This window comes from Elusimicrobiota bacterium (genome assembly GCA_016180815.1).
Taxonomy (GTDB): Bacteria; Elusimicrobiota; Elusimicrobia; order JACQPE01; family JACQPE01; genus JACPAN01.
In genome coordinates this window covers 36726-51075 of record JACPAN010000018.1, presented here as the reverse complement: position 1 = coordinate 51075, position 14350 = coordinate 36726, and the positions used below count along the sequence as shown (strand labels likewise).

The following is a 14350-nucleotide window of genomic DNA, read 5'->3' as shown; positions in this document are numbered from 1 at the left end:
GCCGCTTGGCGGCCAGGGCCGTGCTGAGCTTGGCGCTGATCGCCATCGGTCTCGCCATTTGTTTGATCGGCGGCCTATTGACCATTTCCATCATCGGCGCGGCCGTCGGCATCCCGCTGATTATTTTCGGCGCGGCCGTCGTGCTTCTGGCCGTCTATCTATTGTTCGGCGGCGGAAAAATAAAAATCATCGATCTCCGCCGGTTCTATTGAGGATTGGACCGGTTCTCCGAGAGGGATTTGCTAAAATAACTTCGCGGGGTAGAGCAGCCTGGTAGCTCGCGAGGCTCATAACCTCGAGGTCGTTGGTTCAAATCCAACCCCCGCAATTTTTTTGAATGACCGGCATTTCCGCCGGTCATTTTTTTTCGGGCCTCCCTTAAGCTAACATGATTTAGGTGCTTCAATGATTTCTCTTCAACCTTCCGTATTGGCGATTGTGATGGCCGGGGGCAAGGGCGAGCGGCTGTATCCTCTGACCAAGGAGCGCTCCAAGCCCGCGGTGCCTTTTGCCGGCAAATACCGCATCGTTGATTTTGCCCTGAGCAATCTGATGAATTCCAAAATCACGGCGTGTTATGTGTTGGTTCAATACCGCTCTCAATCGTTGATCGAACATTTGAGGGTAGGCTGGCCGACGCGGGGATTGACCAGCCGGGAATTTTTGACGGTGGTGCCGCCTCAAATGATGGAAGGGGAAACCTGGTACCGGGGCACGGCCGATGCCGTGGCCCAAAACATCAATTTGGTCAAGGACTTTCGCTGCGACTTGGTGGCCGTGTTCAGCGCGGATCATGTGTACCGGATGGACGTGCGCCAGATGATCGCCTTCCATATGGAGAAAGCGGCTGATGTGACCATCGCCGGGATCCCCGTGACGTTGGAGCAGGCTAAACGTTTGGGCGTCATGGAGGTGGATGGGCAAGGCCGGGCCGTCGGTTTTGAGGAAAAATCCAGTGAACCCAAGGCCATGCCGGGCCAGCCGGATCAGGCCCTGGCTTCCATGGGCAATTATCTTTTCAACCGGGATGTCTTGATTTCCATTTTGGAAGAGGGCCAGCGCCGCCAGGGCGGCCATGATTTCGGCAAAACGATTTTTCCGGAGCTGATCGCCGACCGAAAAGTCTATGTTTATGATTTTAAAATCAACAGAATCCCCGGCGCTCAGGCGCATGAGGCGCCTTGGTACTGGCGCGACGTGGGCGCGCTCGAGGATTATTGGCAGGCGCATATGGATATTTTGGGACGCAAACCGGTTCTTGATCTCGCCAATCCTCAGTGGCCGATTTTAGGTTCCCATTTCGAAGGCCCGGCCAGTCATTTTTTTAGCGGAAGCGTGGAGGATACGTTGATGGCCGACGGCTGCCAAATCGATGGAGCCCGCATTGTCCGCAGCGTGTTGGGCCGCGGCGTGCGCGTGAGGGCCGGGGCCCAAATCGAGGAATCCGTGATCATGGATCATGTCACCATCGGAAAAAATGTCCGCCTCAGAAAAGCGATCGTGGACCGTTTTAACGTGGTGCCCGACGGATCGGAAATCGGGTTCGATCCCAAAAAAGACGGAGAACGCTATTTTATCGGCGCCAACGGCCTGGTGGTTTTGCCTCGGGCGCGGCGTTAGGGTCTGTCGCAGACCCTTAGCTTGCCGCGACCTTTGTTTGCGCCAGCCGGTAAAGCTCAAGATAGCGCTTGATGGACGCGGCCCAGCTGAAATCAGTTTGCGCGGCCTGTTTGACCATTATTTTCCATCGGCTCGGGTCCTTTTGATAACAATCGAGCGCTTGAACGATGGCGCGGCTTAAGCCCGCGGCCGTTGAATCATCCATGAGAAAACCTTTATCCGGGGTTACCGTGTCCGCCAAGCCTCCGGTTTGAGCGACAATGGGCAGAGCGCCGTAGCGCATGGCGATCATTTGACCCAGGCCGCAGGGTTCAAAGCGCGACGGCATCAAAAAGCCGTCGCTCGCCGCATAAATTTGATGGGCCAGGGGATCGTTGAATTCGAAAACCGCCTTGAAGCTTTTGCCGTGACGCCGGGATAATTCCTTCGCGGCTTTTTCATAGGCGGGATCGCCCGTGCCTAAAATGACGGCTTGAACCGCGCCCTCGCCTAAGAAGCGGGGCAAAACTTCAATCGCCCAATCAATGCCTTTCTGGGGGTCCAGGCGGCTGACCATGCCCAAGAAAAAAACCTTGGGGTCAGGTTTAAGGCCCAAGGTTTTTTGAAGCTTGGTTTTATTCTGCGTTTTTATCGTTAAGCCGCCGCCGATATTCTTAACAGGATCGTAATTGGCGGACAAATAGGGATCGGTTTGTGGGTTCCAGATATTGGTGTCGATGCCGTTTAAAATGCCGGTTAAAACATCACGGCGCGCCAGAAGGACGCCTTCCAACCCGGCTCCCTTATCTTTTGAGTTTTTAATTTCGCGGGCATAGTTCTGACTGACGGTTGAAATGTAATCCGCATAAACCAAGCCCGCTTTAAGAAAGTTCATTTGGCCGTAAAATTCCAGTTTATGCATATGAAAATCCTCGGGCGGAAGGCCCGTGTCGCGCAGCGTTTCTTGGGGAAAAACGCCTTGATAGGCGATATTGTGAATGGTGATCAGGCTGCCGGTGCGGTGAAAAAAAGCGTCCTGGGCGTAGAGCGTTTTCAAATAAGCCGGAATAAGCCCGGTTTGCCAGTCATGGCCGTGGATGATATCGGGTTTGAATCCGATCGATTTGGCCCCTTCCAGGACCGCGCGGGAAAACAAGGTGAAGCGGCGCGCATTGTCGGGATGATCGCGCCCGCCGATTCCATAGAGCCCTTCACGGTCAAACAGGGGATGATCGACTAAAAAGACGGAAGCATTTTTAAAAAGCCTGACCCGTTCTTTTTGTCCGGCGAGAGGAACGACGAAATCGTCGTCAAGCGCGGCGAATGTGTCGTTTTGCCGCAAGGCTTTGTACCTGGGCAGAAACACGGCTAAATCGACATGAGGCGGCAGGTACGCGGCCAGAGCGCCGACCACGTCGGCCAGCCCTCCGGTCTTGCAATAGGGGACCATCTCACTGGCCGCGAGAAGGACTTTCAAGCGCGTTTTAACGGGAGCCATGTCCGGTCGACGCGCCGGAGTCCACGGCCCGGCGCAGGTAATCGGCGGCATTCTCCGGCGGTGTGGGGTTGATATAGCAGCCCGTGCCCCATTCAAAGCCGGCCACTTGGGTGAGTTTGGGGATGATTTCGATATGCCAGTGGAACGAGGCCATGGATTCTTCCCGGAGCGGAGCCGAATGAATGATGTAGTTAAACGGCGCGTTTTTTAAGACCACGTCCATTCTTTTAAGGGTGGATCGCAGGATGCCCGAGCATTGGACGAGGATATTTTTTGGGCTGTTCTCATAGTGGCTTTCGTGGCGCTTGGGAACAATCCAGCATTCGAAGGGGAAGCGGCCGGCGAACGGCGCAAAGGACACGAAGCCCTCGTTTTCTTCGATCAGGCGCGTTTTGACGTTGATCTCCTGGCTGATGAGATCGCAAAAAAGGCAGCGTTTGCAGAATTCATAATACTGACGGCCGCCGCTGAGTTCCTGTTTGACCAGAACCGGAACCATGGGCAGCGCGATCAATTGCGCATGAGGATGACTTAGGCTCGCGCCCGCAGCTTTGCCGTGGTTTTTGAAAATCAAAATGTACTGCATCCGCGGGTCTTTTTTTAAATCCAGTATGCGTTCGCGGTAGGACCACAGCACATCCTCGGCCTTGGCGGCTTCGAGTTCATGAAATTGATGGGTGTGCGCCGGGCCTTCGATGATGACTTCGTGGGCGCCGACGCCGTCCATCCAGTCATAAACCCCTTCGCCCCGGTGGTTTAAGTCGCCTTCGGTTTGAAGCGCCGGAAATTTATTGGGCACCACGCGGACCCACCAGCCGGGTCCGTCCTTGGCGCCGCCCGATGGACGATAGGCCATGATTTCCGGCGGCGTTTTGCCTTCATGGCCTTCGCAGAACGGGCAATCGGACTCATTGGCCGGGGGATCGTCTTCGCGCGGGAATTCCATGGGCCGCTTGGCGCGTTCCGTGGCGATAATCACCCATCGCCCGTAAATAGGGTCGCGTCTGAGCTCGGGCATGATTTGATCTTGCCTAAAATTCAAGGTTTATAGAATAGAGGGCTTGCTGGGGGAGGGAATGATCGAAGATTTCGAGATTATCCGGCGCGTCCGTTCGGGGCAACAAGAGCTGTTTGCCCTGCTGATCAAAAAGCATCAGGGGGATGTGTTCGGCCTGTGTTGTTCCTTATTGTCCGATCAAACCGAAGCCCAGGACGCGGCTCAAGAAATTTTTCTTAAAGCCTATCGCGCGTTTGGGTCTTTTCGCGAGGATTCTTCCTTTGCCACATGGCTGTATCGCATCGGCGTTAATCATTGCCGGGATTTGCTCAGAGCCAAGAGCCGGAGAAAAACCGAGTCCTTGGATCATTTGATGGAGCGCCATGCGCAAAAAATAGAACGGCTGTTGTCCGATTCGGTGGCCAACGCCCGTTCGGCCGAGGATGCCGAGTTGATCGAGCGTCTGTTATCAGCGTTGCCGGAAGATTATCGGATTATCCTAACGCTCAGGGAGGCTCAGGGGTTAAGTTATCAAGAAATCGCCGAAACTTTGGATTGTTCGCTTGACGCGGTGAAAGCGCGCCTGCGCCGCGCCCGCCAAGCGCTGCTGAAAGCCCGCGACACTTTTTGACCGTTCCCGGCGTCTAAAGAATTGGAGGCGCAAATGAGCCGTTCGGATCACGATACCTTAAACAAGCTTCTTTACGACTATTACGACGGGGAAATCGATCCTTCCCAAAAAATCGCCGTGGAGGCTCATTTGACCGTTTGCCGTGAATGCGCCCGGGAGCTCGATTCATGGCGTCGAACGGCCGGAGTTTTATTCGCCAAGCGCAACATCGAAGCGCCGGGTGATTTTGCCGAAGGCGTGATGCGCCGCATCGAAAAAAAACAGGAGGACGGTTGGTGGGCGCGTCTTTGTCGGCGGCCGCGACTGGCGCTGGCCGGGGCCGCGGCTTTGGCGTTTGCGTTTTATTTTGCGCAACCTGAGCCTAAACCGCCTGTTTCCGAGGAAACCCTGGCCGGCGCCGAGATTGAGCCGGGAGCGGATTTGGATTTTGAGGAATGGGTGGCGGGCGAAGCATCTGGGGAGGATGACGATCGTTCGATCGGCACCGCCATCGAAGAGTATTTTTTATAGGGAGCCTGAGAAGGAGGAACCATGAGCAAAAGAATCGTTTCCATCGCGTTCGCGGGGTTGTGCGCCGCGCTTCTATCAGGGCCGTTGTCGGCTGAGGACGGCCATGGCGGGCGTAACAACAAAGAACATTGGAGAGGCAGATTTGATCGCATGAAAAAAGAATTGAATCTGACCGATGAGCAGGATAAAAAACTAAAGGAGCATCGGAAAACGCATCGGAAAAAAGCCGAAGCGCTTCATGAAGAGCGTCGCATGAAAAAGGAAGCCTTGAGGGGGGAGCTTGAAAAATCCGAGATGGATAAGGGCAAAATCCAATCCATTCACGGCGAGCTAAAAAGCATCGACGGCAAACTGGCGGATCATCGTTTGGAGGGAATTTTAGCGGTGAGCGAGATTTTAACCCCGGAGCAGCGCAAAAAATTTCACGAAAAAATGCGCGCCAAAAAAGGCAAAAAACGCGGGCACGATAAAGAAGGCCGTGAAAAAAAGAGGGAGCGTCCGAAGGACGCGGATTAGCCGCGGCAGCGATGCACCGTTTTTTGATCTTTTTCACATTGGCGCTGGCTGCGCCTGCCGCCGGAGAGCCTTTAAGCTGGGACGCTTGCCTTGCCGAGGCCGCGGCCGGCAACCCTGATCTTGAGGCGGCGCGGGCGGCGTTGGCTAAGGCGCGCATCGATCGCCAGGCGGCCTTGAGTCCTTTTCTGCCGCAGCTTTCCGGGGGGGCCGATACATCCGAGAACCGCACTTTGGGACTGGGCGTTTCAAGCCGGGAATATGGATGGAGTTTATCCGCCAGGCAGAATTTATTTTCAGGATTCCGTGATTACGCCGGTCGATCCCGTACGTCGGCTGCCCTGGATTCGGCGCAAGCCGGCTATGAAGACGCCGCGGCCCGGGTGACTCTGGAATTACGTCGAGCCTTCACCGCTCTTTTATACGCTCAGGAACAGACGGTGTTGACTTTGGAGATCGCGGCGCGCCGCCGGGAGAACGCGCGCCTGGTGGAACTTCGCTACGAGGCCGGGCGCGAGCACCGGGGCTCTTATCTGCGCAGCAATGCCTCGTGGAAACAGGCGGAATTTGAAGTGGCCCAAGCCAAACGCGCCCTGCGCGTGGCGCAGCGCGAGCTTTTAAGCGTGTTGGGCCGCGGTCCCTTCGAGGTCGTGGCCGCAACCGGCAGCTTGTGGGCCGTGGAGGCGCCTCAAGGCAATCCTGATTTTATGGAGCTTGTGCGGCGCACGCCGGTTTACCGCATCGCCGAGGCCCAGGTCCGTTCGGCGCAAGCGGGCGTGACCGCGGCGGACGGCCGGTTTTATCCTGATTTGGATGCGTCGGTTTCCCTGTCGCGCTCCGGGGAACAATGGCCGCCGGAGCAACCCAGGCGATTGTCCGCCGGACTTTCGTTGAGCTTTCCGTTTTTTCCGGGCGGCGGCAATTTTTTCGGGGCCGCTTCATCCCGGGCCGAGCGCCGCCGCGCCCAAGCCGATTTTTTAAGCGCGCAATACAGCTCGGCCCTTGATCTGGAAAACGCGTTCGCTTTTTATCAGGATGCGGCCGAGCGCACCGCGGTGCAGGAACAGTTTTTGGAGGCGGCGCGCGTGCGCGCCCAAATCGCGCGCAGCCAATACACCAGCGGCTTGATTTCTTTTCAAGAATGGGACTTGATCGAAAATGATTTGATTGCGAGCCAGAAGTCCTGGTTGTCCGCTCTAAGGGACGCGGCCAACGCCCAAGCCGCCTGGGACCGGGTTCAGGGCAAAGGGAGTCTGTAATATGCTGAAAAATAAAAAATTGTGGATGGCGGCCGCCGCGCTTGCGGTTTTTGGGGCCGTCGCCGGTTTAAGATGGAAAAAAGCCGCCGATGATAAACCGCGTTTCCGCGAAGTGGCGGTTGAGCGCGGGGATTTACGCGTGACGATTCTGGCCACGGGCGTGGCCCAGCCGCAAAATCGCGTGGAGATCAAGCCGCCGATCGCTGGGCGGGCCGAGGAAATCCGCGTCCGCGAAGGGGAAGCGGTCAGGAAAGGCCAGGTGTTGGCTTTGATGAGTTCCACAGAGCGCGCCGCGCTGTTGGACGCGGCGCGCGCCAAAGGCGATGAAGAGTTGGCTCATTGGGAAAATTTGTACAAACCCACCCCGCTGGTTGCGCCGTTATCCGGCATCGTCATTGCCCGCGCCGTGGAACCGGGTCAAACCGTGACCAGCCAAGACGCGGTGCTGGTCATGTCCAATCGTTTGATCATCAAGGCCCAGGTGGATGAAACGGATATCGGGTCCATTCGCGTCGGCCAGGAGGCCAAGGTGCAGCTGGACGCTTACCCGCAGCAGGAAATTCCCGCGCGCGTGGATCATATCGCCTATGAAGCGAAAACCGTCAATAACGTGACCGTTTATGAGGTTGAAGTGGCGCCGGCGCGGGTGCCGGATTTCATGAGAAGCGGCATGACCGCCAACGTCACGTTCATCATCGCCGTTAAAGAGAATATTTTGCTGTTGCCCGCGGAAGCGCTGCAAAACGAAAAAGGTCACACCCGGGTGTTTTTGCCTTCAGCTTCAAAAAAGCGGCTCGACACCCGGGACATTAAAACGGGGGTTTCCGACGGCAAGCGCGTGGAGGTGGTTTCCGGCATGAACGAAGGCGAGAAAGTGCTGGTGCGCCAAGTCGCGTTTCCGCGCGCCGGCGCCGCTAAAGGCGGGAATAATCCGTTTTCTCCGTTCGGCGGCCGCCGAGGCGGCGGCTCAGGCGGTCAAAAAAGAGGAGGTAAAAACGGTTCGTGATTAAGATTTCCGGCGTCAAGAAAATTTACCGGATGGGCGACGTGGACGTGGCCGCGCTGCGCGGCGTTTCTCTGACCGTCGACGCCGGGGATTTTGTGGCCATTATGGGGCCTTCGGGATCGGGCAAATCCACGCTCATGCATATTTTAGGTTTGCTCGATGTTCCCGATTCCGGCTCTTATCAGTTGGTGGGCCGTGAGATTTCCAAGCTCAACGAAGAAGAACTCGCGTCCCTGCGGGGGAAAACCATCGGGTTCGTATTCCAGCAGTTCAATCTGTTGGCCCGCACCACGGCCTTGGACAATGTCCGGCTTCCTTTGCTGTACACCCCAAACGGCAAGGATCCGATGCTGGCGGCGCGGCTTTTGGAAAAAGTGGGGCTGGGCGCCAGGACTTTTCATAAGCCCAACGAGCTTTCCGGCGGCCAGCAGCAGCGGGTGGCCATTGCGCGGGCTTTGGTCAATGAGCCCGCCATTATTTTGGCGGATGAGCCCACCGGCAATCTCGACTCGCAAAGCGAGAAAGAAATCATGGGCATCCTTCAAGGCTTAAACGATGCCGGCATCACCGTGATTTTGGTGACTCATGAAGAGGACATCGCCCGCCACGCTAAACGCGTCATCCGCATGAGGGACGGTATGATTCAATCCGATGAACGCATCGCCAAAACCTCGGTCAAAGTCCCGGCGCCCAAACCCTTGCGCATCGAGCACACCAACGGGCATATCCGGCCCACGGAAGTCCTCGAGCATTTTCGCCAAGCCCTGCGCGCGCTTCAAGCCAACAAGGTGCGCACTGCTCTTTCCATGTTGGGCATTTTGATCGGCGTGGCTGCGGTGATCGCCATGTTGGCTTTGGGCCAGGGCGCTCAAAAATCCATCGAGCAGCGCTTGGCGTCCATGGGCTCGAATTTGTTGTCCCTGCGCGCCGGGTCGCGCCGTTCCGGCGGCGTGTCCATGGAAGCGGGATCCGTGACCCGCTTCACCCTTCAAGACGCTCAGGAAATCAGGGAGAGCATCGCTGACGTGCGCAAGGTTTCGCCGTCGATATCCGGCCGGGCCCAACTGGTTTACGGCAATAAAAATTGGAATACGCAGATTCAAGGCACCACCCCGGATTACGCGCCCATGCGCGCTTCGATTCCGCAAATCGGCCGGTTTTTCACCGAAGAAGAGAATCAAAAAAGAGCCCGGGTCGTGGTGTTGGGTTTGACGCCCGCGCGCGAGCTCTTCGGCGAAGGCGTCAACCCGATCGGCGAGTTCATGAAAATCAACCGCATCAATTTTCAGGTCATCGGCATCCTTCCTGAAAAAGGGGCCACCTCCTGGCGCGATCAAGACGATACCGCAATCATTCCCGTCCTCACCGCCATGCGCCGCGTGCTCGGCAAAAATTTTGTGGATACCATCGATATCGAAGCCGCCTCCGCCGAAAGTCTGGAAAGCGTCCAGGATAACGTCAAGAGCCTGGTGATATCGCGCCATCGTCTCGGCGAATCCCAGGAGGAATCGTTTGAAATCCGCAATATGGCGGAAATCCAGGAAGCGCTTTCGGAAACCAGCCGCACCATGTCGCTGCTGCTCGCTTCCATCGCCGCGATTTCGCTGCTGGTTGGGGGCATCGGCATCATGAACATCATGCTGGTTTCGGTCACGGAGAGGACCAGGGAAATCGGTTTAAGAAAGGCGGTGGGCGCTAGAAGAAGCGATATTTTGGCCCAATTTTTGATTGAGGCCGTGGTGGTCAGCGCGGCCGGGGGGACGATCGGGATTTGTTTGGGCTGGCTGATCACCTTGGCCATGGCTTATTTTGCCGGCTGGACGGTGATGGTGTCGGTTTCCGCCGTGCTGCTGGCGTTTTTGTTTTCCGCAGGGGTGGGCATTGTGTTCGGACTGTGGCCCGCGCGTCAAGCCTCAAGACTCAACCCTATCGAAGCCTTGCGCTACGAATAGCGCCGGGTGGTATAATTTACCAATGAAAATAACCCTTGCCGTTGCTTCGGTTTCCGTGGGCGCCGTGCGCGAGGCCCTGGGCGGGCCCGATACCCAAGTCATCGATGTGCGCGAAAGTCCTGAATACGCATACGAGTTCATCGAAGGAACGGCCAATGTCCCTAGCAGCCTTTTAAATCAAGCGATAGGGACTTTGCCGAAAAACAAACAGGTTTTCGTTCTTTGCCAGGCCGGGATTTCTTCGGTGGACGCAGCCCGGACGCTTAAGGAAGCCGGCTTTGAGCGCGTGTCCCATGTTGAGGGCGGCCTTGAGGCTTGGAAGCGCGCGGGTTTCCCCGTCCGCCGCGGACGCGGAACCATCCCCATTATGCGTCAAGTTCAAATCGTGGCCGGTGGTCTGGCTTTGCTGGGTGGACTTATTCCCGGTTTGTGGTGGGTGGCTGCCGTTGCCGGCGCTGGGCTGCTGTTCGCTGGTTTATCCGGCACCTGCATGATGGCCGGGCTCTTGGCCAGGATGCCCTGGAATAAAAGTTCGGACGCCCCCCGGTCTTGTTGTTAAGCCGGTTGGTTTAGAAAAAACACCAACCCAGGCCGCGATAAGTTTTAGCCCGGCCTGAAATCACGCCGCCGGATACAAGAATATATTCCTGGAACCGTTCAGCCAATTCACCGGCTTTAGCATGGCGGAAAATAACGGGATCACCCAAGGCGATGTTTTCTCCGGGGCCGAGTTTGACCGGGGTTTGCACCTCGCCCGCGCCTTCGAGGGCGGTGAGCGTTGATCCTGAAGGCAGATAAGGCTGAGGCCATCGATCGCGGCCGCCTGCACCTGAAGCGATATAACCCCCTCCCTGGCAAGTGACCATGCCTGGTTTAGGCGACCGGCAAGCCTGCAGCGCGAAAAAACAGGCCGGCTCAGGACGGATATTCGAATAGAAATCGTTGAGTCTAGGCCCCATCAGCCCCGATCCTGCGCTTAATTCCGTCAACCACGGTTCATGAGCGGCAAAGGATAAACTTCCTGTGCCGCCTCCGTTGAATAATTCCATGGAGCGGGCAAGCCGTTGGTAAGCTTCGGCTAATTCGCGCCGCTTGCGGGCGACTTGGCGCGCGGTCCAGGTTTTAGCCCGGCGCAAAGCAAACCGTGGAAGATATCCATCCGGGCTGTTGTCCATCATGGCCGCGATATGGGATTCATAGGCCATCAAGCCGATTAATTGCAAGCCGGGACGGCGCGCGATTATTTCATCGAAGGCCATCAGGTCCTCCGGGGTTCGAACCGGGCTTCGCCGCGCTCCCAAGTGAACATCGCCGGGAAAACGCGCGGACACGTCGACTTCAATGACGATGCGCAGCAGCCCCGCTCCTTGGGCCGCCGCTTGCGCGAGGGCCTCGATGCCCTGCGCGCTGTCGACAACCAGGCTCACGTGTTTGTTCAGGCGTTTGAGTTCGACCAGGCAAGCCAAGTCGCGGTGGCGAAGCGTGGGATAAGCGATCAGCAGATCGTCGAAGCCGAAATTCCCCAGGCAAAGGGCTTCTTCCGCCGAGTAGCACATGAAGCCCTGATAAGCGGATTTCAGCGAAAGCGCCCGGGCTAAAAGCTGGGGAACGCGGATGGATTTTGTGGCCAGGCGAAGGCGTTTTCCGGCGGCGAGCCGGGCGAGCAGAAGCGCGTTTCGATCAAAGGCGTCGAGATCGACGACGGCCGCAGGCAGTCGCTCCTCCCGCAGGAGGCGGCGCCACTCGTCGTAGGTCAAATGTTGATTAAGCCAGAAAATCGTGGCGGCGGACGGTTTTGCGGCCGTTGGCTTTGGCGCGTTTGGCCGCCGCATCCACCAGCCAGTAAACCCATCCGTTTAATCCCTCGAGCGCGTCGCCCGCGGTATTGCATTTCGCTTTTTTGAGCAGCGCCTTGACTTTGCTGCCGACGATCAACATTTCTTTGCCTTTGGCCATAGAAGAGAACCTCCTTTCATGCTATGCGGATGGAACAAATTATCATTTTGTGCGTTCTTTATTACTTTGACATAATCCGCTCCATGGCTATCGTCATCATCTCGATCGGCCTTTTGGTTTTCCTGGCGCATTTATTCACAGCCTTGTTCGATCGCACCCGGATTCCAGATGTTCTGCCCCTGGTGTTTTTAGGTCTTTTAATCGGACCGGTGTTCGGCTTGGTGACGCCCGAGGCGTTCGGCCGCGTGGGCGGCGTTTTCACCATGATCGCGTTGGTGATTATTCTTTTTCAAAGCGGCTTGGAATTAAACGCGGCCACGCTCAAGGAATCCATGGGCGCCGGGGTTCGCTTGATGGTGGTCAATTTTACAGTCACGGTGATCATCGTCGCCCCGGCGGTCTATCTGCTGCTGGGCCTCGCCTCGCTGGATTCGCTCATGTTGGGAGCCATTTTGGGCGGCACCTCCTCGGCCATCGTGATTCCTATGGTCGGCCGTTTATCCCTGGCTGAACGCTCGAAAACGGCGCTGGTTTTGGAATCCACGTTCAGCGACGTGTTGTGCATCGTGGTCACCTTGGGCCTGTTGCAGGCGGTCAAGTTTAACGAGGTCCGCCCGGGATTGATGCTGGGGCAGATCATCGCGTCTTTTTTATTGTCTACGGTCATCGGGGGCATCGGTGCCATTTTCTGGTCGGTGATCTTGGAGCGAGTCCGCCAATTGGAAAACAATATTTTCACCACCGCCGCCTTTATTTTCGTTCTCTTCGGGATCGCCGAGATTTTGGGCTACAGCGGGGCCATCACGGCCTTGGCCTTCGGCGTGATTTTGGGCAACGCCAAAAATATCCGCCTGCCCTTGACCGGGCGATTCGCCAATTTGAAGACCATGCACCTCAACGACATTGAAAAAGCCGTTTTCGCGGAGGCGGTATTTTTGATCAAGACTTTCTTTTTCGTTTACATCGGCCTTTCCATTCGTCTCAATGATTTCGTCCTGGTCCTGGCCGGCCTGGTTTTCACCGTGATCATTTTCGCCTTGAGAATCCCGGTTGTGCGCCTGTCGTTGGGAAAAGCGATCAGCCGCTTCGATGTGTCCATTGCCGCGGTCATGGCGCCCAAGGGTTTGGCCGCGGCCGTGCTGGCTTCCTTGCCGTTGCAAGAAGGTCTCGAATCGGGCGTCATCATCCAGGACGTGGTTTATGCCGTGATTTTGTTCAGCATTATCGCGGCCGCGAGCCTGAGTTTTGCCGTCGAGAAGGATCATTTGCCGGGTTTTTTTCGCAAGGTATTCGCCCGTTATCCCGACAACGGGCCGGCTGATCGCGAAGCGCAACCTGCGCCATGATCGGACAAATCAATGAGCTTTTAACCATCGTCGGCCTGGGTACGATTTTGGGCCTGGTGCTGCTGCTGCCTTTTTCGGTGCGCTGGGTCGAAGAAGAGCTGGAGGCGTTTCTGTTGGTCATGGGCTCGCTCGCGGTGACCGTGAGCGGCTTATGGAGCCGGCATTTGATCGCCGAGGCTCTTCTTGAGCCGGTCAAGATTTCGTTCGCGGTTTTGGTCTTCGGTTTCGTCTTTCGCGCGATTCGGGACGCGATCCGCAAAAATGTCGCCAGGTTCGCTGAAAAAATCGGGCTTAAGACCTTTCTTTTTTTGCTGGTGGCGGGCCTGGGTTTTTTTTCGAGCGTCATCACCGCCATTATCGCGGCTCTGGTTTTAGCCGAGGTCATCACCGGATTGAGCATCGATCGCGATAATGAGCGCAAGGTGGTGATCATCGCCTGCTACGCCATCGGCTTAGGCGCGGTGCTGACGCCCATCGGCGAGCCGTTGGCCACCATTGCCACGGCTAAATTGGCGGGTCCCCCTTACCACGCCGATTTTTTGTTCCTGGCGCGCCTTCTTTGGCCGTGGGTGGCGGCCGGCGTTTTAGGGTTGGGGCTGTTAGCCGGCGTCTATATCGGGCGCAAGGTCAGCCCCGCGCAAAGTTTGGTTGAGGATAAGCCGGAAAACATCAAAGATATCATCGTGCGCGCGGGCAAAGTTTACGCGTTCGTCGCGGCCCTGGTTTTGTTGGGCCAGGGGTTTGGCCCCTTGGTGGACCGCTATTTGATTCATTGGCCGGCCGCGGCTCTTTATTGGGTTAATATCTTATCCGCGGTTTTGGATAACGCCACCTTGGCCGCGGCCGAGATTTCGCCGAAAATGGACTTGGCGAAAATCGAGTTTCTTTTGCTGGGGTTGTTGATTTCAGGAGGCATGTTGATTCCCGGCAATATCCCCAATATCATTGCCGCGAGCAAATTGGGCATTAAAAGCCGCGACTGGGCCAAATTCGCCGTTCCGTTGGGATTTGCGCTTCTTTTTGTTTATTTTGGCATTCTTCAAACCGTCGCCGGCTCAGCTGAATAGCCCCGTCATTCGGCGG

15 protein-coding genes and 1 tRNA gene are annotated in these 14350 nt (G+C 56.7%); 12 read left to right on the top strand and 4 right to left on the bottom strand.

What is annotated here, in order from left to right:
• The 3 genes from HYT79_10185 to glgC all read left to right on the top strand — a co-directional run.
• Positions 1–212 (top strand): hypothetical protein (locus HYT79_10185; GenBank protein ID MBI2070952.1); only part of this gene is annotated, 212 nt, incomplete at its 5' end.
• A gap of 42 nt (positions 213–254) precedes the next feature.
• Positions 255–328: transfer RNA gene (locus HYT79_10180), tRNA-Met, on the top strand.
• A 77-nt stretch (positions 329–405) separates the two neighbouring features.
• The gene (gene glgC, locus HYT79_10175; GenBank protein ID MBI2070951.1) at positions 406–1620 is read left to right on the top strand and encodes a glucose-1-phosphate adenylyltransferase; all 1215 of its coding nucleotides are present in this window, start codon (positions 406–408) and stop codon (positions 1618–1620) included.
• A gap of 16 nt (positions 1621–1636) precedes the next feature.
• Here the strand turns inward: glgC and HYT79_10170 are convergent, their stop codons facing one another.
• A complete protein-coding gene (locus HYT79_10170; protein MBI2070950.1) occupies positions 1637–3148 on the bottom strand; it encodes a glycogen synthase in 1512 nt (503 codons plus the stop codon).
• Positions 3084–4115: a galactose-1-phosphate uridylyltransferase gene (galT, locus tag HYT79_10165; GenBank protein ID MBI2070949.1), complete on the bottom strand. Its 1032-nt coding sequence runs from the start codon at positions 4113–4115 to the stop codon at positions 3084–3086. The genes HYT79_10170 and galT overlap by 65 nt, the downstream gene beginning before the upstream one ends.
• Before the next feature lie 58 nt (positions 4116–4173).
• Between galT and HYT79_10160 the strand changes: the two genes are divergently transcribed.
• From HYT79_10160 to HYT79_10130, 7 genes are read left to right on the top strand one after another with little or no spacing between them, the layout of a single operon-like run.
• Positions 4174–4725, top strand: a complete 552-nt coding sequence (locus HYT79_10160) for a sigma-70 family RNA polymerase sigma factor (protein ID MBI2070948.1) — start codon at positions 4174–4176, stop codon at positions 4723–4725.
• 33 nt (positions 4726–4758) lie between these two features.
• On the top strand, positions 4759–5235 hold the full coding sequence (locus tag HYT79_10155; protein ID MBI2070947.1) for a zf-HC2 domain-containing protein: 477 nt from the start codon (positions 4759–4761) through the stop codon (positions 5233–5235).
• Positions 5236–5256: 21 nt separating this feature from the next.
• Positions 5257–5751: a periplasmic heavy metal sensor gene (locus tag HYT79_10150; protein MBI2070946.1), complete on the top strand. Its 495-nt coding sequence runs from the start codon at positions 5257–5259 to the stop codon at positions 5749–5751.
• A gap of 11 nt (positions 5752–5762) precedes the next feature.
• Positions 5763–7007, top strand: coding sequence for a TolC family protein (locus HYT79_10145; GenBank protein ID MBI2070945.1), 1245 nt, complete (start codon positions 5763–5765; stop codon positions 7005–7007).
• Between the two features lies 1 nt (position 7008).
• The gene (locus HYT79_10140) at positions 7009–8013 is read left to right on the top strand and encodes an HlyD family efflux transporter periplasmic adaptor subunit (GenBank protein MBI2070944.1); all 1005 of its coding nucleotides are present in this window, start codon (positions 7009–7011) and stop codon (positions 8011–8013) included.
• The gene (locus HYT79_10135; protein ID MBI2070943.1) at positions 8010–9965 is read left to right on the top strand and encodes an ABC transporter permease; all 1956 of its coding nucleotides are present in this window, start codon (positions 8010–8012) and stop codon (positions 9963–9965) included. The genes HYT79_10140 and HYT79_10135 overlap by 4 nt, the downstream gene beginning before the upstream one ends.
• 22 nt (positions 9966–9987) lie before the next feature.
• Complete coding sequence (locus tag HYT79_10130) at positions 9988–10524, top strand: rhodanese-like domain-containing protein (GenBank protein ID MBI2070942.1); 537 nt, start codon at positions 9988–9990, stop codon at positions 10522–10524.
• A 10-nt stretch (positions 10525–10534) separates the two neighbouring features.
• On the opposite strand, the gene HYT79_10125 is transcribed toward HYT79_10130, so the two are convergent.
• Positions 10535–11797 carry an alanine racemase gene (locus tag HYT79_10125; GenBank protein ID MBI2070941.1) on the bottom strand — a complete coding sequence of 421 codons (1263 nt, stop codon included), beginning with the start codon at positions 11795–11797 and terminating at the stop codon, positions 10535–10537.
• Complete coding sequence (locus HYT79_10120; protein MBI2070940.1) at positions 11730–11921, bottom strand: hypothetical protein; 192 nt, start codon at positions 11919–11921, stop codon at positions 11730–11732. Before HYT79_10120 ends, HYT79_10125 begins: the two co-directional genes overlap by 68 nt.
• A gap of 29 nt (positions 11922–11950) precedes the next feature.
• On the opposite strand from HYT79_10120, the gene HYT79_10115 reads away from it, so the two are divergent.
• Positions 11951–13267 carry a cation:proton antiporter gene (locus HYT79_10115; GenBank protein MBI2070939.1) on the top strand — a complete coding sequence of 439 codons (1317 nt, stop codon included), beginning with the start codon at positions 11951–11953 and terminating at the stop codon, positions 13265–13267.
• Complete coding sequence (locus HYT79_10110; protein ID MBI2070938.1) at positions 13264–14334, top strand: DUF1646 family protein; 1071 nt, start codon at positions 13264–13266, stop codon at positions 14332–14334. The genes HYT79_10115 and HYT79_10110 overlap by 4 nt, the downstream gene beginning before the upstream one ends.
• Positions 14335–14350: the final 16 nt, after the last annotated feature.